Annotated in this window: 12 protein-coding genes; 6 read left to right on the top strand and 6 right to left on the bottom strand. The window is 60.7% G+C overall.

The window, feature by feature from the left end; all coding sequences use genetic code 11:
• Nucleotides 1-24: 24 nt before the first annotated feature.
• The 6 genes from O6760_RS08480 to O6760_RS08455 all read right to left on the bottom strand — a co-directional run bounded on the left by O6760_RS08480 (nucleotide 25) and on the right by O6760_RS08455 (nucleotide 10348).
• Nucleotides 25-429 (bottom strand): DUF2958 domain-containing protein, encoded by a 405-nt coding sequence (locus O6760_RS08480; protein WP_152505141.1) that lies wholly within the window; start codon nucleotides 427-429, stop codon nucleotides 25-27.
• Nucleotides 426-605, bottom strand: a complete 180-nt coding sequence (locus tag O6760_RS08475) for a hypothetical protein (RefSeq protein ID WP_152505140.1) — start codon at nucleotides 603-605, stop codon at nucleotides 426-428. The genes O6760_RS08480 and O6760_RS08475 overlap by 4 nt, the downstream gene beginning before the upstream one ends.
• 181 nt (nucleotides 606-786) lie before the next feature.
• On the bottom strand, nucleotides 787-4125 hold the full coding sequence (locus O6760_RS08470; protein WP_152505139.1) for a DEAD/DEAH box helicase: 3339 nt from the start codon (nucleotides 4123-4125) through the stop codon (nucleotides 787-789).
• A 14-nt stretch (nucleotides 4126-4139) separates the two neighbouring features.
• Nucleotides 4140-7535 carry a UvrD-helicase domain-containing protein gene (locus tag O6760_RS08465; RefSeq protein WP_152505138.1) on the bottom strand — a complete coding sequence of 1132 codons (3396 nt, stop codon included), beginning with the start codon at nucleotides 7533-7535 and terminating at the stop codon, nucleotides 4140-4142.
• Nucleotides 7532-10186, bottom strand: a complete 2655-nt coding sequence (locus O6760_RS08460) for a PD-(D/E)XK nuclease family protein (RefSeq protein ID WP_152505137.1) — start codon at nucleotides 10184-10186, stop codon at nucleotides 7532-7534. The genes O6760_RS08465 and O6760_RS08460 overlap by 4 nt, the downstream gene beginning before the upstream one ends.
• Before the next feature lie 18 nt (nucleotides 10187-10204).
• Nucleotides 10205-10348: a hypothetical protein gene (locus O6760_RS08455; protein ID WP_173017284.1), complete on the bottom strand. Its 144-nt coding sequence runs from the start codon at nucleotides 10346-10348 to the stop codon at nucleotides 10205-10207.
• Between the two features lie 151 nt (nucleotides 10349-10499).
• Between O6760_RS08455 and O6760_RS08450 the strand changes: the two genes are divergently transcribed.
• From O6760_RS08450 to O6760_RS08425, 6 genes are read left to right on the top strand one after another with little or no spacing between them, the layout of a single operon-like run.
• Nucleotides 10500-11363 carry a WYL domain-containing protein gene (locus O6760_RS08450; RefSeq protein WP_152505136.1) on the top strand — a complete coding sequence of 288 codons (864 nt, stop codon included), beginning with the start codon at nucleotides 10500-10502 and terminating at the stop codon, nucleotides 11361-11363.
• A gap of 25 nt (nucleotides 11364-11388) precedes the next feature.
• On the top strand, nucleotides 11389-14892 hold the full coding sequence (locus tag O6760_RS08445; RefSeq protein ID WP_152505135.1) for a helicase-related protein: 3504 nt from the start codon (nucleotides 11389-11391) through the stop codon (nucleotides 14890-14892).
• Between the two features lie 9 nt (nucleotides 14893-14901).
• Nucleotides 14902-15393 (top strand): hypothetical protein, encoded by a 492-nt coding sequence (locus tag O6760_RS08440; protein ID WP_152505134.1) that lies wholly within the window; start codon nucleotides 14902-14904, stop codon nucleotides 15391-15393.
• A complete protein-coding gene (locus O6760_RS08435; RefSeq protein WP_152505133.1) occupies nucleotides 15390-19622 on the top strand; it encodes a sacsin N-terminal ATP-binding-like domain-containing protein in 4233 nt (1410 codons plus the stop codon). The genes O6760_RS08440 and O6760_RS08435 overlap by 4 nt, the downstream gene beginning before the upstream one ends.
• Before the next feature lie 4 nt (nucleotides 19623-19626).
• Entirely contained in the window at nucleotides 19627-20898 is a 1272-nt protein-coding gene (locus tag O6760_RS08430) for a hypothetical protein (protein ID WP_152505132.1), read from the top strand.
• The gene (locus tag O6760_RS08425) at nucleotides 20895-23807 is read left to right on the top strand and encodes a DUF1156 domain-containing protein (protein ID WP_152505131.1); all 2913 of its coding nucleotides are present in this window, start codon (nucleotides 20895-20897) and stop codon (nucleotides 23805-23807) included. Before O6760_RS08430 ends, O6760_RS08425 begins: the two co-directional genes overlap by 4 nt.
• The last annotated feature ends 2 nt before the right edge of the window (nucleotides 23808-23809 follow it).

The raw sequence follows: 23809 nt of genomic DNA, 5'->3' as shown, positions 1-23809 counted from the left end.
CCCGTAAAGCACTGCAGCCAGAATTCAGGCGTTCCGGTTTTCCGCATCCACGGAATTCCTGTTGCGCACATCATCGCTTCGATGCCGGGCATAAAGCATGCGCTCGGCCGCGCGGATGCTGCCGGCTTGACGGGCCGCTTCCGCCCAGACCGAGACCGGCACGTCGGTCTGAAACAGGATGTCGCGCTCGATCCCCATGCCGAAGGGCAGCCGGATGGATTCCAGGTCCCCCAGCGAGAAATGCCCAAGTTCCGGATAGCCGAGATCAGCAAGGCCGAACAGAATGTCGCCGTCAGGATCGAGCTCGGTTGCTAGCCAGACGCCTTGGCCGAAAGGATTGAAGAATTTGACGACCGGCACGTGGTCGGCGTCGCGCTCACGGCCGTTGGCAAGCAGGCGTTCACGGAGATCGGGAGTCAGGAGGATCATGCCGCCCTCTTGTCGCCAGTGCCGGCGTCGGCGGAACCAGTCTCATCCGAAAGGAAGGACTCGATCCAGTCGGCTGCCCGGCTGGCCTCCGGCTCGGCGATGATTTTGTCGGTGATTTCGGAGTAAAGGTTGGTCCGGTTGCTCCGGGCGCCGGATTTACGGTTCTGTTTGGACATCGCGGGTCTCCGCGACGGGCGCTGGAGGTTTCTCCTCCGGTCCTCATCCCGTCACGGCAAACCCGTCCGCACTCTCACTCTCAAAGGGGGCGTTGCGGGGGATTCCCCCGCTCGAAGGGGTCGGCCAAGACTACAGGCTCGGTCGCAGGGGAAGGCTTTCCCCTCCATCTTCTTCGAGCGGTCAGCTACTTGCGATTACCTTCAGCCGCATGGCACGCGTCTCAAGGAGATAGGTTTCCACGCTGGCTAGTAGATGCAGCCCTTCCTCTGTGACGGCCGCTCGCGACAGTCCAGGCTGAACAATGCGCACATCGAATTCGTAGCGATAGTCCTGCCAGCTCGCTTTCAGCTTCTTGAGGAAGGCGGCCGTTCCATGTTCGAAGCGGGAAGTCTGGCCCTTCTCGAGGCGCAACTTCTCCCGCTTCAGCATATGAATGAACATTCGATTGGGACGATCACGCCAGCGGGCGGATTTTTGGGCCTGCCCGCACACTTCATAGAGATCTTTCACCCGTGCACCAGGCGTGTCGGAACTGGAATATTTGCAATGGTGAAGCGTCACCTGCACCAGACCTTCAGTTATTCGAAGAGTGACCACATCCGCGATCTCGCCGGCGCCGTCATCGTCGAAAATGAGGTCATATGCGTCACGCTCTGCGAGCAATGTCTCGATGACGCGTCGCTGCACCGAGTCGGCACGCTTCTCAGGTCCCTGCGCCTCGGCGCGGATATTGGTTTTCGACCAATCCCAGGCCTCGATCCGGTCGTTGGGATAGGGTTCGACCACGACGCCTTCAGGCAGGGCATAGAGGTGGCTGTAGATCAGCAGTGAGCCATCTCCAAAGTCGATCTGCGGGGAATCCTCGCCGAAGGATTCCGACAGCGGTTTCACCTTGCCGCTGACCTTTATGGTTGTTTTCGGACCAGAGCGCTGCGGATAGCGGGCGACACCTTCGGCAAACACGATTTCGAATTCGGCGATATGGGTGTCGCTGCGCACAGCGAAGCGCAACGGACCCGTGCGTTCATGATCCAGCAGCTCGATGTCGCATTCGGCGAAGGCTACGGGCTCGGCGCCGAAACTGATTTCTATCCGGTCCTCGATTTGCGTCAGCAGCGATTCAGGCCAGTGGATCGCGACCGGCGGCACATTTGGGCGTTCGCTGATCTGGCGAGGTCGCATCGCGCTCTTGAAGACGCCATCGGTGGTGATCCCTGGATCGTTGACGGCCTTGCCGATATCCGCGCACCATTCGACCCAGTCAGTCAGATCACGAACCCGCGAAATCGACCAGAACTTGCCTTTGGCTGAACAGCCACGAGAGGCGGGAACGCCGTCGAGGAACCCGGTTGCGAACACGTTGTTCTTGATGCGCGACTGGGACTTCGCCGTGTCGAGTCCGTCGGCGACATCGACACCCATATACATGGAGTAGCGGACACCGCGTCCCTGATGGTGCGTCAGGCCAAGATTGCGCAGGATCAGGCGATTGAACCCGTGCAGGCTGCGGAACACCTCCTCGCCCTCGACCCGGCGTGTGGCCTCACCGCAGACCGCCTTGGCCAATCGGTCATACGGTCCCTTGATTGAGCTGCTGATATAGAGGAGCTGACTATCGGGATCCCAATGCATCATGTGCAGGTCCCAGGTGACATTGGTCGCGTGCTGGGCCGTGGTCCAGCCGGCCTGCTCTTCGGAGCGGGTGACGAAGATGGCGACACGCTGGTGTGGGTTAACCTTCATGCCGAGATAGACGCCGGGACTATACAAGTCCTCGGCCCGCAAAGGCTCCCAACCATTGCAATTGGTGCGATAGACGACGGCGTTCATCTTCGGTTCAAGCGTCTGCAGCGGAATGTCGCTCAAGTCGCCTACAAAGCCCTTGAACATCTCGGAACGGCGGACCTGCCGGTCGATCTTCGCGGTGCTGAGTGCCTCAACCAGTGCGTTCCAGTCGGCATCCTCCGCATAGAGCTTGGCCAGTGAACGATCAATGTCGTCAATGCCGGTGTTGGCGATGACGGTGGCGTCGCCGAGGCGCGGATCCTGGCGGGTGAAGCGGCCGACAAACTGGATGGTGACGGCTATGCTCTTGTGCGGATCGTGCAGGGCGGCGATCTTCAGTTCCGGCAGATCGAAACCTTCGCCAAGCATGTCCACGCAAACGATGATCCGGCTCTCGAAGCGCCGCAGAGCGGCAAGGTTTGCACGACGTTCACGGATCGACTGCTGGCTATGAACGATGACCGGACGAAGTTCCGGGTACATCTCGCTGTAAAGCTGGTGGAGGGTTCTGGCACGGTCGATGGTCTGACAGCGCGCCATGGCGAGATGGTTGAGGCCGGCGGCCAGATCACCCTGGAGGACTTCACCGAGCTTCTCCGCGACCGCGAGATCGGCGTCCGCCTGATCGAGCCCGAAAACAGCCTCGAAGCGGATCGGTTTGAAATAGCCTTCGGCCTGCGCCTTCTTGAGCGGATAGGTGTAGATGAACTCGCCGTCGACGCGCCGGCCGTCCTCACGGAACGGTGTGGCGGTGAACTGGACGATCGGAAGCGGCGGCTCGCGATCGGCGAAGAGACCCCGAAAGCGGGCCCAGGTCGGGGCACCGATGTGATGAGCCTCGTCGATAAACAGCGCAGAGGCACGTGCTGCCATCCGCTCCTGGACCGCTGCTTCGGCCCGGCCGGCGATCTGCATCGTCGTGACGATGACATTGGCGCTGTCGAAGATCTCATCCACCTCGGCTACCGTCGTCGGAATGTGCGAAAGGCGCATCACCACGGGAAATACTGCCTTGTCTTCCAGGCATTGCTGTTGCCTCAGCACGCCGAAGGTCTCGAATTTGCCCGCGATCTGCTCTCGCAGGGCGTCCGTCGGCACCACGACCAGTAGTCTCTCGAAGCGCTGGTGGGCGTTGAGCGCGAGCATGGTTTCCGTCTTGCCGGTGCCCGTCGGCATGACGATGGTGGCCGGATCGCTCGATCGCGTCGCATGGGCCAAAGCCGCGTGCAACGCGCCGATTTGAGGACGTCGCAGACCGGGCTGGGCTGGCTGCTCACTTTCGGCTGCTCGTCCCTCCCGGAGATGAAAGGCGCCTGACCAGGATGCCGAAACCGCTGCCAGCCGTTCGACCCGCGCTTGGCGCTTCAACGTGTCGATGCGGATGGGCAACGCAGTCATCCACCGGCCTTTGCCGGCATCGAGTGCTTTGGCGATCTGCGCAGGTTCACTTGCACCGGGGACCAGAAGAATGAGATCCGCCTCCAGCGAGGTGGCAGTCTTCGCATTGAGAATCTTCAGTGCCTCGCCGGTCGGCAGCGTGGTTTCATGACCCGTCGCACGGCGGATCGAAAAGGGTCGCAGCCGGCAGCGCACGCGCAGCGGCGGAACCGCCAACTGGCGTATCGGACTTCCCAGGACCTTGCCCTCGATCGCAAGCCGAGCCGGCAGCAGCAGTTCGACCTCGGGATTGAAGAGATCGTCCTGGGCGGGTTCGGGGCGTTTGCGGGAGGCCATGGTCGCGTCCCAGACTAAGCCGCAATCGTCTGGGGCGAAGGCGGGACGGTGATCACCGTTCCGCTCGTCATCAGAACGATCAGGCCCCGTTCAGCACCGGTCATGTCGAGATAGGCAAGCACTTGGGCCCGATAGTGATCGAGTGTCTCCTGGGCGGGATTCACGTCGCTCTTCCAGTCGATCACGACGGTTGGCCGACCTTCCGGATCAATTGTAAGCGCGTCCGCGATGCCGGCAGTCGCAACCAGCTCGGCATCCTCTTGCTGAAGGGCATAGACCGGAAATTCAGCGAGCAATGAGGGACGCAAGGCCGCCACCTCCGACAAGGCCAGCGTTCGCGTAACGCAACCGACCAGTTCCTCAGGCGAAAGCCCGTTCGCCGGCTCGGAGGCGGGCTCCTCGCCGAGCGCACGGATGAGGTCAGCGGCACGCGCGATGAGAGCCGCGCCGGCCTCGTCGCATTCCCCTGTCAGAATTTCTTCCATGAGCTTGTGAAGGATAAGTCCACGCGCGCGCCCGCCCTGGAGGGAGGCGGCCGCTTCTGCGTCTGGTGCCGAAGTATCAGCGGAGCCGATCCATATATCCGGCTCTTCTTCCTGAAGCACCGAACCGGTCGCCGTCTCGTCGCGGCTCGGCGCAAGCCAGGTCAGGTGCATCTGCCTTTCAGCAATCAAATCAGCCTCAGTGTCAAAGCTCTCCCGTGTCTGGTCGTTTGCGGCATCGCCTGTCACCACGATCGGATCGATCGGCAGATGCGACACGTCAAGGGGAGGGAGTTCTGTCAGGGACAGGTCCACCAGGCCGATCCAGGCCGACGCTGAAGGCGTGGCGTCGAGCCGCGGCAAGACCAAGAGCTCCCGGGCGCGGGTTGCCGCGACATACCAGAGCCGAACCCGCTCGCGGTCCAGTTCATCCTTCTCAGCCTGCCGCGCCGCGTCGTAACCGGACGGAGGGACACCCAGAACCGGGCAGTAGAAGGTATCAGTCTGGCGATCGGTCACGGCGCTATCAGGCGCCATCACACCTGTCATGGTGTTAATGGGGATGACGACCGGCCATTCGAGACCTTTCGCGGCATGCATCGTGTAGAGGGCGACGGCTTCTTCCTGCGCATCAGGCCGGCCTTCCACGGCACGGGCCTCATCCATCCATGCCGCCGTTATTGTCTCGGAAAAGGCCCGCAGGCCGCGTACTGCATAGCTGACGGCGAGGCTGAGATAGAGATCGACATTGGCAAGCGCTCGTTCTGCCTGACCGCGATGCCGTTCCAGAAGAACAGGGCGTACCCGAAGGACATCAACGGCCTGCGAAAGAAGATCGTGCGGTGTCGTGCTGTTGGCGCGTTTCTGGAGCGCCTGCAGCCGCTCGATCACATCGCGCGCCAGCGGATGCATTATTGTCGCCGGGTCGACACCGAGGTCGAGCCACGGGATCCGGTCGGGTTCTTGTTCCGAACGCGGAAGCGCCCAGACGATGTCCAGGAGTTCCTCTTCGCTGAGCCCGACAATCGGGCCGCGCAGCAGTGCGCCGAGCGCCAGCGTATCACGACGATCGGCGAGAACCCGCGTGATCGCGATGAGGTCCTGAACTTCCTGCCGACGAAACAGACCTTTACCGGCCTGGGTTGCGACCGGGATGCCACGGCGTTCAAGGGCTTCTTCATAACGCCAGAGTTCCGCGCCGGTCGGGGCGAGCAGGGCGATGTCGCCTGGCTGGCAGGGGCGTTGTGCACCGGCTTTGCGATCCCGGACCGGATGACTGCCGATCAACCGCGCGCAAAGTTCAGCCACCGATTCGGCTTCGGCGTCGCGTCGCTGCTCGGCGCTGGCCTTGCCGTTCTCGTCAGCAACCGCGATATCGATCGCCGCGACGCAGACGCCATCATCCGGATCGCTGTGGAAGGGATCGAGCGCTGTGAAGCCGGGCTGGCCATCAGCCGATAGAACAGCCTCGAACCGTTCGTTGACGAAAGTGAGGATCGAGGCACAGGAACGGAAATTGGTCGAGATCGAAACGAGTCCGTCCACGTCCTGATTCGAGAAGGCCGTGCGGGCCTGGACATAAGCACCGACATCCGCGCTGCGGAAGCGGTAGATTGCCTGCTTGGGGTCACCGACCAAGAAGAGTGCGCCCGGCCTAATCCGGAAGTTCGTCCAGTCCTTCGGGTCATCGCCGGGATCACCGCATAGACGCCAAAAGATTTCGGCCTGGAGCGGGTCGGTGTCCTGAAACTCGTCGACCAAGACCTTTGAATACCGCTGACCGAGCGCCTGTCGCACAATTTCATGGTCACGCAACAGATCGCGCGCGGCGTAGATAAGATCGTCGAAATCAAGCTGGGCGCTGGCGCGCTTGTGCTCGCGATAGCGTGCCAGGATTGTGCGTGCTTCATCTATCAATGTCGTCAGGACCTGGCCGGAAACCGCCTGGAGCAGTGCGGTCCACGCGCCACAGCACGCCTCGTACAAACCGCTGGCCGTATCGTTCAGCCTGTCACCGTCTGCCTTGGAAAGCCCGGCCTGCTTGGCCGCCGCCGCCCATTTGCCCTTCTTGCGGTAGGCGTAAAAACTGCCTGCCCCGGTCGTAAGGTCGGGATGCGGACGTGCAACCAGCAGCCCGACGAGTGCGGCGGGCGTGGAACCATCTGCAACGGATGGAAGGGCAGCCACCATTTCAGAAAAGCGCGCGGCGAAGACCTCCGTTTCCGGCTCATCGACGCCGGCACCTTGCACAAAGGCCGATAGTTCGTCGGCCGCCTGCTGGAAGGCTTGCAGGTGGCTTGCAAAGAGCATCGCGTCCGGTGCGACCAGATTCCTCGAACGCCGGAGGGCTTCGGCGATCTTATGCATCAGAGCGACGGTCTCTCCCGGGCTATGCAGCACCATCTCGGCCAGGACACCGCCCTGATCGCCAGACAATCGCTCGCGCAGCCAGCCATCGACGATTTCGAGGAAGTTGAGATCGGCCTGGTTGCGATCGATGACCGCTGCGCCCGGATCGATATCAGCTTCCGCCGGGTAGGGCTTGATCAATCGCTGACAGAAGCCGTGGATGGTCGAGCAGGTGATTTCGTCGATCGCCGTGCTGGCCGAAATCAGATTGTCGCGCTGCGCCGCAGACAGTCCCTCCGGCAGGCCGGCGCGGAGCTCCGGTGCGACATGGCCGGCGGCGAGATCTTCGACGAAATCGCGGACGCGCAAGAGGAGCTCGCTGGCCGCCAGTTCTGTAAACGTAACCGCGGCGATGGAACTTGGCGCGACACCCTGCGCCAGCATGACAGCGATCCTGCCGGCCATGACGGCGGTCTTGCCCGACCCCGCGCCGGCCTCCACCAGGATGGACCGGTCGTGGCGGCTGATAGCGTCACGCCGGGCACCATCATCCTTGAGGACTTCCACGCTGCTCATCATTCCGCCTCCCAGATCGGCGCGACTTCGCTCAACCGCTCGATTGCAGCGGCTTGCTTGCGTTTGCAGTAGGTGGCGCCTGCGTTTGCCGGCAGGGCAAAAGCGAGATCGTCATAGTCGCCTCCGGTATCCGGCCCGGGCAGTGCAGCGCCGCTGGCCAATGCGGTTCTCGCCGCCTGCAGATATGCCTTGATCTCCGCCAGGACGATGTCCGGCTCGTCAAGCCGGAGGTCAAGCGGTTCACGCGGATAGAGCAGCGAGGCACTGATCGCGATGTGGTCGCCCAGGAGCGCCTTGACGGCGAAGGCATAGAGGCAACGCTGAAGCTCGCGGCCGCCGTTCATGCGGATGTTGCCTTTGGGCGACTTACCGGTCTTGTAGTCGCGTACGAGCGCCCAACTGCCGTCATCAGCGATGTCGAGCCGATCGATATAGCCGGCAATCTGAAATCCGGTGTCGGGGATGATCACCGGCACACTGGCGTCCCAGGGCAATGCCGCCTCCGACTTGGGCTCGGACCCGCCGAACGGGACTTCGCCAAAGGATCGGCTGCCCGGCAAATGATCATTGCCATAGGCAAGCGCCTGTCCGGCAAGAGCGCGCGCGTCCCCAAGCGTGCGGCCCCAGATAACAGCGGGCGGAACGGGCCGTTCGCTTTCCCATTCGGCCGCCACCGCACCAGCAGCTTCGTCCACCGCAGCCCGAACGGCAGCCACGTCGGCGGACGCGATACCGCCTGTCGCCTCGAGGTTTCGCAGGGCGCCGTCGAGCACCAGATGGATGAGGTCGCCGGTTTGCAGGGCGTCAAGCACGAGCGGCTCGGCACTGCCTTGCGGGGATTTCCAACCGAGAGCATAGCGCCAGAGGAAGTTGATGGGGCTGCGCAGCAGTGTCTTGAGCGAGCTCGCCGACTGGGTCCGCGCGAGGATCGCGAGAACCAAAGGATGATCAGACCTGACCATTCCATCATGAGCTGTCACATCGGCCATGCGCCAATCGCGCCAGCAGGAACGCGCACTCAATGCCTGGGGATCGGCGGCGAATTCCTGTGGCCGCGCCATCAGCCGGTCGGTTTCACTGAAGGCATGGGCGGGAACGGCGTTGCGCCGCAGATAGGCTTCCTCGTCATAGGTGGCGAGGAGAGGGCTGCGACCCAGCAGCCGGCCGTCGCTGTCGCGTCGGGCGCGGGTGAGGACGACGTCGCTGCCCGTAGTGGCGAGGATCGTATCAAAGTCACGGCGATCTGCCAGATTGACGGGAAGCGGGTCGAGCTCGCCCGTTGGAATGATGTGGTCCGGGATCAGCCGATCTTCGGCGATCCCGCGTGGCCAGCGGGAGGAATTGAGACCGATCAGCCGAGCGAAGCGTCGCGGCGACGCGGCGAGGGCGCTGGCCGGCATCCAGGCCACGGAGACGGAGGCCTCGAGCCCGTCATCCTGTTTCAATGATTCCAGCGTGCTGTCGATCGCGCCGGCGGGCCCTGCCAGAAGGGCTTTGCGCCAGATGGACAATGCCCGGCCCTTGAGGAAGGCTTCGCCGATCTCCTGTACCGCGTCCGGTCCCTTTGCCAGCAGATCGACCGCAGCACGCAACACCGGGGCGTGATCCATGCCGTCAGGCCAGTCGTCTGGCGCGAGGCGCGCCAGCAGTTGGTTCCAGGCGGACGGCGTTGACAAGGGTGCATCGCTTGGAAGGACGCGCATCCAGCCATCGGGAAGGGAAGCCAGAGGTGCAGAATCGCGGCACAGGGCGGCGAGACGGCGCAAGCGCGACTGCGAAAGTCCGCGCACGACGATGTCGGCGAGTGCCGCTGCCGCTTGTCCGTCACGTGTCGTGACGGCAGGGACGCCATGAACGAAATGCAGATCAATATTGGCATCGGCTCGCAGCGCGAGAAAATGATCGTCGTAGTCGGCCGGCGACGCGGTGGCGATGGCAATGTCGGCGGGCGATACGCCCGACGCGAGCAGTGACCGAACCCAACGCAGTGTCTCGACTGCCTCATGGTAAGCGGTCGCGGCACTGACGGATCGAATGGTCGGCGCCTCAGCATCGCCTCGAGAGACAGCAACTCCGCTTTCCTTGAGCCAGGCTGGGACAGGGCGAGGACCTGACGTCCATTGCATGGGGATGTGCTCGGCGAGCGCCTTCAGCAGAGGCCGCCAGCAGGGAGACAGTTCGGTCAGTCCGACGATTTCCATCGAGCCGAATATGGCGGGCGCATGGGTGATCCGGCTGATGGCTGTGGCGACAATATCGACCGAACACATCATTCCGCCCGGAAGTTCGGTGAGAACAGCGGCCTCCAGGCGAGCGATGGCTTCAAGCCTTGGATGATCAGCTGACCGGGAGGCAAGATCGATACCTGCCCGCCACGCCTTGTGCAGTGTGTCGGCGGCCGCGCCGATCATGCCCGGCAGCATCTTGATATCTTCCAGTTCGCCCATCGGTGTTTCAGGGAGGACCGTCTGGATCGCCGCGCGCAGGCTTTCTTCGTCGATCGCGCGGGTGAAGCCGCCCGCGAGCCGCACCGCGGCTTGTTCGAATGACATGATCTGGAGGCCATGTTGACCGCCACGAGCCGCCGCGAGGCGGGCCTCCCGCATTGCCAGGCGACCATACACGACAAGGGTGGATCGCTTCGCGGCCGTCATCGCTGCCCCCTTTCCGGGTTACTTCTTGTTCGGACGCTGGGTCAGCGCCGACGCAGCCGCGCTCTTGGCTGCCTTGCTGCTATTCGGGTTCCGTAAGACCTTCGCGGCTGCGCTCGCCGCCTTCTTGCTGGTTACCTCACGGTTTGCACTGCGCTTCGGCATCACCCTCTCCTTCGGCAATTAGCGATGTTCTGCCGTTGACGAACGGCTATAATGGGAATAATAATTACACGGACTTTCCGTCTTGTCCATATAGTTTATAGTCTGACCAAGGTGGCCAATCGTATAGTTTCTCGCAGTCAGGGAGCCGTGAGTGCGCTGGGGTGTTGAGCAAAGGCTTGAATTTATTGAGTTTCGCCTGTTCTGGGAGGGCTCGATCAACCGCGCCGACATCGTTGAGTTTTTTGGCGTGTCGGTTCCGCAGGCTTCGAAAGATCTGGCGCTTTATCAGGAGAGGGCGCCCGGAAACATGGAGTATGACAAGCGCGGCAAGCGCTATGTTGCTGCCAAGAAGTTTGTCCTGCGCTTCCTGGATCCCGACCCTTATGTCTATCTCGCCCAGCTTCGTTCAGTTGCCGAAGGCTCCGTCCCATCAAGTGATTCCTGGATTGCGGAACTCCCCAAGACCGATGTTGCGCTAACGCCCAAGCGGGATGTCGACATCGAGGTTCTGCGCAAGATTCTCGATGCCGTGCGCGAAGGCGTCTCGGTGGATGTCTTCTATCAGTCTATGAACAAAGTTCGCCCGGATCCGATTTGGAGAAGGATCACGCCGCATGCGTTTGGCTATGACGGGTTCCGTTGGCATGTTCGCGCCTATTGTCACCTTGAGCACAAGTTCAAGGACTTCCTGTTGCCACGGACGCTTGAAGTCGGCGGCAAAGGCGACCCCGGGGCAACTGGCGAGCAGGACTGGCTCTGGAACAACTTTTTCGACGTGGTCATCGGTCCGCATCCCGATCTCACGGAGAGCCAGAAAAAGGTTGTCGCCAAAGACTACGGGTTCGACCACGGGAGCGGCGTTCTTTCGGTTCGCTATGCAATGCTGTTCTATGTTCTCAAGCGACTTGGCTTGCTTGTGGATGCGGCAAAGCAAAGCCCTCGTACGCAGCATATCGTTGCATTAAACCGCAAGGAGACTGAGGCGGCGCTGGAAAAGGCGGAGCTTCAGCTATGAAGATTTCGGGGGGAAGCGTCGACTGATGGGTGCAAAACTCGAGGATGTAAAGAACGGCGCGTCGATCTGCGGTATTGCCTCGGCGAGGCCGGCGCATGTCGTTTCGGTCGACTGGATTGGCGACCAGGCGATTAACGTCGTCTACCGCGACCATAACGGAACGGTGGCGGAGTCGGTCCTCTATCGCGACGATGAGCATCGCCTTGAGGTGGAGCAGAGCGGTCGAGCCTGGTCGTTCGATGCCGATGGCGCGCTTTTGCGTCTCGTGACCGAGGCCAACCGCATCAAGCTGGCACACTATTTCGACCCCTACCTCGCCATTCACACGAGCCTGGTCGATCCGTTGCCGCACCAGATCTCAGCAGTATACGGCGAGATGCTGCCGCGCCAGCCGTTGCGTTTCCTCCTCGCAGACGACCCTGGTGCCGGTAAGACGATCATGGCCGGCCTGCTCCTCAAGGAGTTGATCGCACGAAGTGATCTCGAACGATGCCTGATCGTCGCGCCTGGCAGTCTTGTTGAGCAGTGGCAAGACGAACTCGGGCAAAAATTTGATCTGGAATTCGACATCCTCACACGTGACATGATCGAAACCTCGCGGTCGGGCAACCCGTTCAGCGATCGAGACCGGTTAATTGTCAGGCTCGATGTGTTGGCGCGCAACGAGGAGCTTCAGGAGAAGCTCATGAGCGCCCGCGAATGGGACCTGATCGTCTGTGACGAAGCACATCGTATGTCAGCGACGTATTTTGGCGGCGAGGTGAAATATACACGCCGCTATCAAGTCGGGCAGAAGCTTGGGCAAGTCTGTCGCCATCTCCTGCTCATGTCGGCGACCCCACACAATGGTAAGGAGGAGGACTTCCAACTCTTCATGGCACTGCTCGACGGCGATCGTTTCGAAGGCCGATTCCGGGACGGCGTACATTACGCTGACACCGAAGACATGATGCGGAGGCTGACGAAGGAGGAATTGCTCAAGTTCGACGGCCGGCCGCTTTTCCCGCCGCGCCGTGCCCGCACAGTCAAGTACGAGCTCTCCGAAGGCGAGGCCGCCCTTTATACTGCCGTCACCGAATATGTGCGTACCGAAATGAACCGTGTGCAGCGGTTCGCCGAAGGGGATAACAAGAAGCGCAACAATGTTGGTTTCGCATTACAGATCCTGCAACGGCGCCTCGCTTCATCTCCGGCAGCAATCTACCAGTCGCTGAAACGCCGTCGCGAGCGTTTGGAGACAGAGTTGGGCGAAGCGCGGCTGGCGGCCAAAGGGCGCCGTGCCGGAGTCGCTGAGCCGGCGCTCAACGCTGATATGCTGGGCAACATCGAGGAATACGGCCAGGAGGAGATCGACGAACTTGAGGATCTGATTTCAACTGGCGCGACGACGGCTGAGACGATCGAACAGCTTGCGTTGGAAGTCGAGACGCTGAAAGACCTCGAGTCCAAAGCCATGGGCGTCCTGCGTTCCGGCGTGGACACGAAGTGGACCGAACTCAATCGTATTCTCGACGATGATCTCATGACTGACGCGGCGGGGAATCGCCGTAAGTTGATCATCTTCACAGAGCCCAAAGACACGCTTCACTATCTTCTCGACAAGGTACGTGCGCGCCTTGGCAATCCCGAGGCAGTCGACGTGATTCATGGCGGGGTATCGCGCGAGGAACGTCGAAAAGTTATCGAGCGATTCATGCAGGACAAGGACTTGCTTGTCCTTATCGCAAACGACGCAGCCGGCGAGGGTGTGAACCTTCAGCGCGGGCATCTGATGGTCAACTACGACCTTCCATGGAATCCCAACAAGATCGAGCAGAGGTTCGGTCGCATCCATAGAATCGGGCAGTCCGAGGTATGTCACTTGTGGAATCTCGTGGCGGCTGACACGCGCGAAGGTGAAGTCTATGCGCGGCTCCTAGAAAAGCTGGAGACGGCACGGGAGGCATTGGGCGGTCGCGTCTACGATGTGCTGGGTGAGCTTTTTGAAGGTACGTCGCTCAAGGAGCTGCTCCTCCAGGCAGTGCAGTACAGCGAGCAGGAGGATGTGAAAGCATATCTCTTCCGCCAGGTAGATGGAGCAGTCGATCAATCCCATCTGCTGGAGTTACTTCGGCGGCGGGCGCTGACCAACGACACTATGCCCGCGGCCAAGGTCGATGAGCTGCGACTCGAAATGGAGCGTGCCGAAGCACAGCGGCTCCAGCCTCATCACATCCAGAGTTTCTTCATTGAGGCATTCCAGCATCTCGGTGGCCGTCTCAAGCGTCGCGAAGATGGGCGCTGGGAGATCACGCACGTTCCGGTACGCATCCGCGAGCGCGATCGGCAGATTGGCACCGGAGCGCCTGTTCAGAAACAATATGAGCGGATTTGTTTCGACAAGGCCCACATCAACCAGCAGCCAGTCGCTTCCTTTATCTGCCCCGGTCACCCGCTTCTGGAGGCCGTAATCAGCCTGATCCGCGAGCAATATGAGCAGATCATGCGCCAAGGTGCAATCATGGTCGATGAGACCGATCCGGGCGACGCGATTTCGGCAATCTTCCTTCTGGAGCACACAGTACAGGACGGCCGAACCACAAGCGCAGGGAAGCCGCATGTAATCTCGCAGCGCCTCCAGTTCGCCGCAATCGACCGAGCCGGCACGACTGTCAACGCCGGAATCGCGCCTCATCTCAACCTGCGACCGGCAAAGACAGAAGAGATCGACGCTGTGCGTGACCTGCTCGACGAGCAATGGCTGACCAGCGAACTGGAGAAGTCTGCGATCAGGTTTGCCACGGTGGAACTGGCCCAGGAACATGTCTCAGAGGTCAAGGCCCGCCGGTTGCCTGAAGTCGAGAAGGTCGAGCAGGAAGTCCGGGCCCGACTGAAAAAAGAGATCAATTACTGGGACTCGCGTGCCTTCGAACTGAAAGAAGAAGAAAAGGCCGGTAAGCGAACCCGGCTAAACTGGCAGAACGCGCAGCGTCGTGCCGAGGACCTCGCGGAGCGGCAGAAGCGCCGAATGGACCAGCTTGAGCAGGAGCGGTTTATTTCATCCCAACCGCCACGTGTGCGCGGTGGCATGGTGGTCATTCCGCATGGCCTTCTGGCTGCGCGGGATGCCCCCCGAGTTCCAGACCATTTCGCGGAAGATCCCGCCGCCCGCAAGAAAATCGAGATTGCCGCGATGCAAGCGGTGATGGCGGCGGAACGCGCTCTGGGACACGCTCCTGTCGATGTCTCCGGCCAGAAGGTTGGCTACGACATTGCTTCACATGATCCGAAATCGGGGCATCTTCGGTTCATAGAAGTCAAAGGTCGCATCGATGGTGCAAATTCCGTGATGATCACGCGCCAGGAAGTCATCACGTCCTTGCACGAGCCGGAGAAATTCATTCTGGCGATCGTAGCGGTCGCCGACGGCTTCGCCCATGAACCGCGCTACGTGCGTGGCCCGCTCGTCGAGCGGGAGCCCTCGTTCCTTGAAACAGCAATTCAATTCGACCTTCGTCGCCTGCTGGAGCGGGCGCAAGAGCCAGCTTAGGGGGTTGTCGTGATTGATATCCAGGACTTCTCCATCCTCGCCCCTGTTCCGCTGGAGCACCTTCAATCGGGAGCCGAAATCTCCGGCAATACCGGCTTCGTTGCATTTGGCTCGCGCAAGTGGGAGCTGTTCCGCAAAGTCGACGAACTGCGCGCCGATCAGCGTGTTCCTGTCCTCATATATCCGTCGCATGAGGACGTACCGGCGAAGGACAGTTTTATCGTGTCCTGGGTGGGATGGTATGTCGGTTGTGAGGAAAGCGGAAACGGCAAGCATTCGAATGGCATGTTGCATCGCCCCCCGACTACGGGGCAATATTCGTCGGATAATCAAGGGCACTGGGCGGTATTTTGGCACGTGTCCGAACTGTGCGAGCTGGCTGCCGCGCAACGCTTGGCGATTTCCGCGATCCAAACGGTCAAGGGTGGCTGGCGCAAAAGCTCCCCACCGCGCGGACCAGAACTGGTAGCCACTCCCTCTACACTTGAGTGGCCGCTATGAGCGCGGGGCGTCAAATAGCGGCCAGCGCCGCCGCTCCCCCCGGCTATTTCCATCGGATACGGGAAAGCGCGTCGAGACGTTGGGACCAGCTCGAAGCGGACCCGGAGCTCGCAGGTCCTTGGCACCAGCTCTTCAAACAGGTGCAAAGCCCGCGACACATTCTCTCGGAGCTGCTTCAGAACGCCGACGATGCTGGCGCCAAGGAAGCGCGGGTATCGATCGAGAATGATCGCTTCGTGTTCGAGCATGATGGCGAGGATTTCATCGAAGCTCATTTCGCGTCGATCTGCCGCTTCGGCTACTCGAACAAGCGCGCCCTCCATACGATCGGTTTTCGGGGAATCGGCTTCAAGAGCACATTCAGCCTGGGTGATCGGGTCGAGCTTTTCACGCCGACTCTCGCTATCGCCTTCGAACGCACCCGGTTCACCGAACCGCGCTGGATCGACGGCGCGAGCACCACGTCGGGAACGACGCGTGTCGAGGTGGCGATCTCCAACCCCTTGCTGCGCCGTGAGGTCGAAAAGAACCTCGACGAATGGCTGAAAAGCCCGGTGTCGCTGCTCTTCTTCAAGACAATTCGCCGCCTTCAAATCGGCGATGAGGCAGTGCATTGGCAAAGCCTCGGCCCGGGTCCCATCGCCAACAGCGAATGGATGGCCCTTGACGATAAAGCGGATGATCCCTTCCTGCTGGTGCGCTCGGCCGAAGAGGAGTTTCCGGTCGATGCGCTCGACGAGATCCGTAAGGAGCGTATGATTGGCGCCGAGGACGGCGGCGACTTTCCACCCTGCCGGGTGGAGATCGTCCTGGGAGCGAAAGGACGACTCTATGTTGTCCTGCCGACCGGTGTTGAGACCCCGCTTCCCTTCGCCTGCAACGCTCCCTTCATCCAGGATCCTGCGCGACTTAAGATCAAAGATCCAGAGACGTCGCCGACCAATCGCTGGCTGCTGAAGCGCACCGGCGAGCTCGCCGCCAATGCGATGGCAGATTGGCTCGAACAAGCCAAAGCCAGTCCGCGAGAGAGGGCGGATGCCTACGGGTTTCTCCCAGACGTCGACCGAGAGGCGAGCACGCTAGAAGGGACTTGTGCTGCCATTGTCGAGCTGGCGTTTGATGAAGCGATCGGAGATCGGCCGGTCCTGCTCACCGAAGAAGGCCATGTCGCCGCAGCCAACGGGGCGATCGCTGTCCCACAGCCGATATTTGATATCTGGCCCGCCGACCAGGCGATGGCCTTGCTCGATAAACAGTCGCGACCGGCGCTCTGCCAGCATGTGTCGTCGAGAGACCGAACCAAGCTGGTTCATTGGAACCTAGTCGAGGAATTTTCGAAAGCCGATCTGCTTGAGCAACTGCGTAACAAGCATCTCCCCCGACCGTCCACGTGGCGACACCTGCTGAATTTGTGGTCGTATATCGCGCCCGAGGTGACTGGCTGGCAATGCCGCAACGCCGATCAACTACGCGTCGTTCCGGTCCAAGGCAAGGAAGTGCTCTACTCAGCCTCGGAGGTCGTACGACTCGGCGAGAAGAAGTTGCTACAGTCGGACGAGGACTGGGAGTTCCTGGCCGACCATCTGATAGTACTCAACCAGAACTGGACGCGCTTCCTCGCTGAACAGCGTCGCGGCAGGAGTGCCAAGGACACTGGGCGAGGCGACGCTGTCGAGGCAGCCTTCGCGGTGCTAGAGGAGATCGGCCTTGACGGGACCAGCGACGTCAATGCCGTGATCGAACGCGTCGCCGTCGATTACTTCAGTTCTGATCAGCCAAAGCTGGTCGAGTGCGTCCAGCTTGCCCAAATCGCAGCTAAGCTGGGGGTCACCATCGGCGGATCCTTTCGGTATGCCTGTGCTGACCTGAAGCTTCGCGCTATCGAAAAGGCCGTGCTGTTCGATGAGCACGGCACGCTGGAACAGCTGTTGCCAGAGGCAATCCAGAAAACTCGGCTTCTACATCCCGATTATGTTGCGAGCTTCAAGTCCTGTACCCGCGACGAGTGGCTCCAATGGATCTCGTCGGGCAGATCGGGGCTGCGGACATTCCCACCCCTTGCAGAGACGCGGACGTTCTCGGGACGCGAGTCTTCGCTGAATGTCGAGCTCAAGAAGCGAGCATTCTCGGGACGGGTTGAGTATCGGTACAAGGACCCGTGGTTCTATATTAACGATTGGGACTTTCCAGCTGAGCTTTGGACGCATTGGCAGCGCGCAGCAAAGACGGACGACGGCATATGGGCTGCCGTCGCGGAGAGACTGATTGCGGAGAAGAGCGATTTCTGGTCACAGAAGGCATCTGCGACAATCGTTGAGGAAGCTTCCAACGGCCATCGACGAACCGTATTGCGCCGCGGGCTACTTCCGACGTGGGCATCGCGGCTTCGGGAGCTGCCGTGCCTTCGCGATGTGCGCGGTTTCCTGCATAAACCCGGCGATCTTCTGCGGCGCACCCCGGAGACGGAAGCACTGATCGATGTCGAGCCTTTTGTGCAGGGGCTGCTCGACCGGGAAACGACCCGCCCGCTGCTGGACTTGCTCGGCGTCCGGAATACACCGAGCGGCCCGGAGCGCTTGCTCGACCGGCTGCGCGCATTGGCAAAGTCGGACAGGGCTCCTAGCCACGAAGTCGAGAAATGGTATCGCCGTCTCGATCAGATGTTTGACGGAAGCTCGACCACGGACGCGCAGAGCATCAGGGATGCCTTCAGGACCGAGAAACTCATACTTGCCCACGACGGCACGTGGGTCACGTCGGGAGGAGTGTTCCTAGCCGGGGATGAAGAGGATGTTCCTGGCGCTGCGACAGTCCGGGTCTCGGTGGTCGATCTCAGCTTATGGCGGCGCATCGGTGTCGCTGATCGTCCGTCAGCGGACCTGGCGCTACAATGGCTGGGCACTCTGGAATCAGAAAAGGTGCTGTCGCCCGACGATGCGCGTCGCGTTCGCACCCTGCTGGGACGCTACCCGACGCGAATCTGGGAAGAGTGCGGCCATTGGGTGAACCTGCTGGGCGAATGGGTTCCGGTGGACACGCTCGCGTATATGCTCAGCATGCAAAGCCTGTTCACTTACGGGCACCTTCACAATTGGGTAAAACGCAGGACTGCGGATCTCCGTCAGCTCTCGGCCGACACGGTTCAGGCTGTCCCGTTTGCGTCAATGGCTGCGCTATCGGACCTCGTCGAAGAGCGCTTCAACCAGCCTTCGTCGCTTACGGGTCTTGAAGACCGGCGCGCCTGGTTGACAGCGTTCGGAGTTCAGCTCGGGCGGATCGAGTTTGCCGATTCCGCCGACACCGAGCGTGTGAGAGCACTAGCGGAAGCGATTGCGGAGACAAGCTGGGTCCAGGCGCCCAAACTGGAGGTCATTCCCTACCTCGATGGTATGCCCGCTGGCACCGCGCGGCTTACCGACGTCCTTTGGCTGGACCGTCAACTGTTCGTTGGCCCTCTACCGAAGGCGAAGCTCGCCAAGCGCGTGCCCGAGGAGATCGGAAGGAACCTGACTACCGATATTCGCGCAGCCCTAGCCTATGCGTTCGATCGATCGCCTGAGGACATAAAGGACTACCTCGAGGAGAACTTCACGCTTGGCCCTGAGCAAGAAACCGTTGCGTCGGCTGTCGAGCTCCCGCCCGAAGCCGCACCGATTGAGGACGGTGTAGTAGGGGAGCCTTCCGCGGGCGCTGATGAGGATGCTGCGTCGATCGCGAAGGACGATGTCCATCTGTCGGAGGACGATGAATCCACCGCACCGCCCGAACCCGAGCCGCAGCCCAAAGAGCTGGATCATGACTTGATTGACGCTGAAATCGCCACCAAGCCCCGTGTTGCCCCCAAGCCTCCACGTCCCAGCGTCATGGCGCGTTTCGCGCTCGCCCACGGTTACAAGGCCGACGGCAACGACCGCTTTTTCAATTCGGATGGAAGCTGGATCGGCCGCGCCAATGGTGCGAGATTTCCGTGGGAGCGCCGCTCGGCAAGCGGCGAGGTGTTGTGCCACTACTATCCGAAGGAACACTGTCTGGAGCGCGACGCGCTTCAGATCGAAGCTGACATCTGGGGCCTGCTCGATCTGAAGCCCGACGTGTACTCATTCATTCTCGTCAACCCGGAGGGCGAGCCCGTCGAGATGACGGGGACTCACCTACGCGCGCTGCGCGACAACGGCGAGATCACCATTCATCCCGCAACATACAGGCTCGTTTATGACCTCAACGACTAGCGCTATGGCGTTGCCGCTCGACCACATGGCTCGTTGGGGTGGCGTTTCCAAACGGGTCCTTCAGGCGTTTAACGGGCACAGCAACCTCCCCGTCCATGAATTGGCGAAGGCCAAGGTGGAGAAGCCCCACGGTCGTACACGACCGCTACCGAAAGCATCGGGCACCGTGAATTTCAGTGCTTGGCGTCTCGCCCACGCGGTCAAGAAGGCTGATTGCTTGCGGTGGCCGTCCGCGCCAATTCGGTGGGTAGGGGCTACCGGGTTTCTTCTCGAAAACGGTCACCTGTTCGATTGGGACGCGAGCGAATGGTGCCTGAACGAGGGCATGTCAAATTTCTATGCTGACTTCGCCGGCACTGGCTTAGCCGGTCGGATTGCACAAGGTATGGCTCTACTGTTCCTGGAGGACACCGGCTACGCCTATGTCGGTCGCTTTGAAACCGAATGGAGGAAACGCGCCACCACGCAAAATAGGCAATGGCCAGCAGACAAGACGAAGGCACCAGACTTCATCGCCGAAAACGCACGACAGGAATGGGTGCTCGCCGAGTGCAAGGGTGGGTTCTCGACTCCTGGACGGAAACCGCCAATCAAAGGCGCCCTGAGGGAGGGACTGACCCAGCTCGACGGTTGGGACAAATATATCACCCCCCAGCCAATCAAGAGCTTTGCGATCGGCACCTTCCTACGTGAAACCGGAGATACTTCCGGCGAGACATCGCTTATCGCTTTCGTCGACCCTGAACCGGAGATCTCTGAAAATCCTGTCGAATTCCCCCGCGACGCGGTTCGCCGGGCTAATTATTCCTCGTGGCTATCGCTGATGGGATTGGACGACGCGGCTACTCGGCTTCGGGAAGACGAAGAGGAGCCGCGGCGATACGAGTTTCCTCTTCTATCCGTGGGTGGACGCCAATATGCTGTCAGCATCGCGTCTGTGGCGCCGAGGTATCCCGACCTGTCTAGCCGCAAATTCTGGCGTGAATTCCGAGACTGGCCGTTTTGGCCTTTCCCCTGGTTCCGGGATGGCATCGACATCGAACTTGTCGGCCTTGATCTGAAAGTCCTGCGCGCTCTGAGTTCGGCGGTACAGCCGGCTGGTGCTTCAGAGTTGATGGCGCTGGAACCATCGGAGCGGCGAGACACGCCCGCCGATCTGGATGGCGGGACATTTTACGGCAGTGTTTTTTCGGACGGTTCCTTGATGGGCGAGCTAAGGCTTCGGCATCCGGGCGAGCCGTTTCCTGATTTCGATTGGATCGAGGTGGAACTGTGACAGCTTACAAAAAGAAACTCATCGAAGTCGCCATTCCGCTCGAAGCGATCAATGCGGCCTCTGCGCGCGAGAAGTCGATCAGGCATGGCCATCCGTCAACGCTGCATCTGTGGTGGGCGCGGCGGCCGTTAGCTGCGTGTCGAGCTGTTCTTTTTGCCCAGCTGGTTGATGACCCTTCGTCTCACGCCGAAGAACTGCTCGCCAACTCCTCACTCCGTGCTCAGGCGGAAGCGGAACTACCGGAGCGCCTTGCTGCTTGGGAGAAGAGCAAGGCTTCGGCGCAGGGGACGGCGGCGGTTTCACCAGAGCCGACGCTGGAGGACGTAGCGGTCGAGATTGAGCGCAAGCGGCTCTTCGCCATCATCGAGGACCTGGTGAAGTGGGAGAACTCGACTAACGAGAAGGTGCTGAAACGGGCCCGTGTCGAAATCCGCAAGAGCTGCGGCGGCGAGTTGCCGCCAGTCTATGACCCGTTTTCGGGCGGCGGGTCAATCCCGCTGGAGGCGCAGCGTCTCGGTCTGCCCGCCTATGGGTCTGATCTGAACCCGGTCGCGGTGATGATCGGCAAGGCGATGATCGAGATCCCGCCGAAGTTCAAGGACAAGGAGCCGGTCCATCGGGGCGCGAAGGACCGGCAGTTCTATCGTAACGCCGAGGGTCTAGCGGAGGACGTCAAATATTACGGCGAGTGGATGCGCAAGAAGGCATGGGAACGCATCGGGCATCTCTATCCGCAGATTGAACTGACGAAGGGATATGGGGGGGCCAGGGCGACAGTGATTGGTTGGATCTGGGCGCGCACGGTGCCAAGTCCCGATCCAGCGTTCTCGAATGTTGCGGTACCAATCGCATCGAGCTTCCTGCTCAGCACTAAGACCGGCAAGGAGGCGTGGGTCGAGCCCATCGTCGATAAGCAGGCGAAGTCCATTTCCTATCGGGTCAGGCATGGCGGAACCAAAGCCGAGATCGCGGCGGCCAAGGAGGGGACCAAGGCAGGTCGCGGCGCGAATTTCCGCTGCCTTATGTCAGATGCTGCAATCACTCCTGACTATGTGAAGAGTAATGGGCGTGCCGGCAAAATGGGCCAAACGCTGATCGCCATTGTTGCGGAAGGTAATCGCAGCAGAGCCTATGTCGCGCCTACGGAGATGCACGAAACAATCGCCCTGTCGGCAAAGCCTGTATGGGAACCGGTAACCAAACTCCCGAACGATCCTCGCAATTTCTGGACGGTGGACTACGGCCTAGCGACTTTCGGCGACTTGTTCACTGATCGCCAGTTGGTGGCTCTGAACACTTTCAGCGATCTGGTACAGGAAGCACGGGAACAAATTGAGGTCGATGGTTTGGCCGTCGGACTCCAGAACGATGGCGTACCTTTGCGCGATGGCGGTAGCGGAGCCCAAGCCTATGCTGAGGCAGTAAGCGTCTATCTTGGATTGGCGGGTAGCAGACTTGCCGACAGCTGCAACACGATCTGCCGGTGGGCAGCGGACAAGACGCAGCTAAAGAATATGTTCAGTCGGCAGGCTATTCCCATGTCGTGGGATTTTTTCGAGGCCAATCCATTTGCAAGTGCTGCTGGCGATTTTCTCGTGAGCGCGACAACGGTTTCCAAGGTTTTGGACCGGTTTCTACCATTTTCACCGGGTATCGAGTGTAATCAGGACGCGCAGACCGCCGAATACCCAGCGGGGACCGTTATTTCGTGCGATCCGCCCTATTATGACAATATTGGCTATGCGGATTTGTCGGACTTTTTCTACTGCTGGATGAAGCCAAATATCCAGAAGGTATATCCAGAGGTCTTTTCCGTTCTCGCCACGCCCAAGGCCGAGGAGCTGGTAGCAACGCCGTATCGGCATGGGGGGCGCGAGTCTGCCGAACGCTTTTTCCTTGATGGGATGAGCCGTGCAATCGCGAATATGGCGGCCCAATCATCGGATGCGTTTCCGGCGACGATTTATTACGCATTCAAGCAGAGCGAGATTGATCAAGAGGGCATCAGCTCGACAGGTTGGGCCACCTTTCTGCAAGCAGTAGTCGAAGCCGGCTACGCTGTCGTTGGTACTTGGCCGATGCGTACCGAAATGGCGAACCGCATGATCGCCTCGGGGACCAATGCTCTTGCCAACTCCGTCGTCCTCGTTTGTCGAAAGAAGGAAACCACGGCAGAAAGCATTACACGCGCTGAGTTCATCCGTGCATTGAAGCGCGAGCTGCCGCCATCGATCTCCGAGCTTCAGGCCGCCAACATCGCGCCGGCGGATATGCCACAATCAGCCATCGGCCCCGGCATGGGCGTGTTCTCGCGCTACAAGACTGTGCTGGAGTCAGACGACAATCCGATGAGCGTGAAAACCGCGCTTCAGCTCATCAACAAAGAACTCGACGAGTACCTAGGGGGCATCCAGGGTGAGTTCGACGCGGACACCCGGTTCGCCATCACCTGGTTCGAGCAGCACGGGAAAGGCAAGGGGGACTATGGTGTGGCTGACAACCTTGCCCGTGCGCGCGGTATCGCGGTCGAAAGCGTCAAGCACGCCGGGATCATAGATAGCGCCGCCGGCAAGGTCCGCATCCTCGCCCGTGACGAACTCGACAAGGATTGGGATCCGGAAGAGGACAGACACCTGACGGTGTGGGAGTGTCTCCAGCATTTGATCCGCCTGCACGAGAAGGACGGTATCTCCCACGATACCGCCGTCCTTTTGAAGAAGATCAGCACCCAGGCCGTGGCGGTGAAGGATCTCGCCTACTGCCTCTACGACATCAGCGCAAACAAGCGGAAGGATGCGAAGGAGGCCACGGCCTACAACGCCCTGATCGCCGATTGGACTGAGCTGACAAAGGCCGCGGCGTCCATCCACGACGCACGCGGCGATCGTCAGATCCGGTTGGATATTTGAGG

The sequence above is a fragment of the Roseibium sp. Sym1 genome (assembly GCF_027359675.1).
GTDB lineage: Bacteria > Pseudomonadota > Alphaproteobacteria > Rhizobiales > Stappiaceae > Roseibium.
The sequence above is the reverse complement of the archived record's forward strand: the minus strand, read 5'-3'. Positions and strand labels throughout refer to the sequence as shown.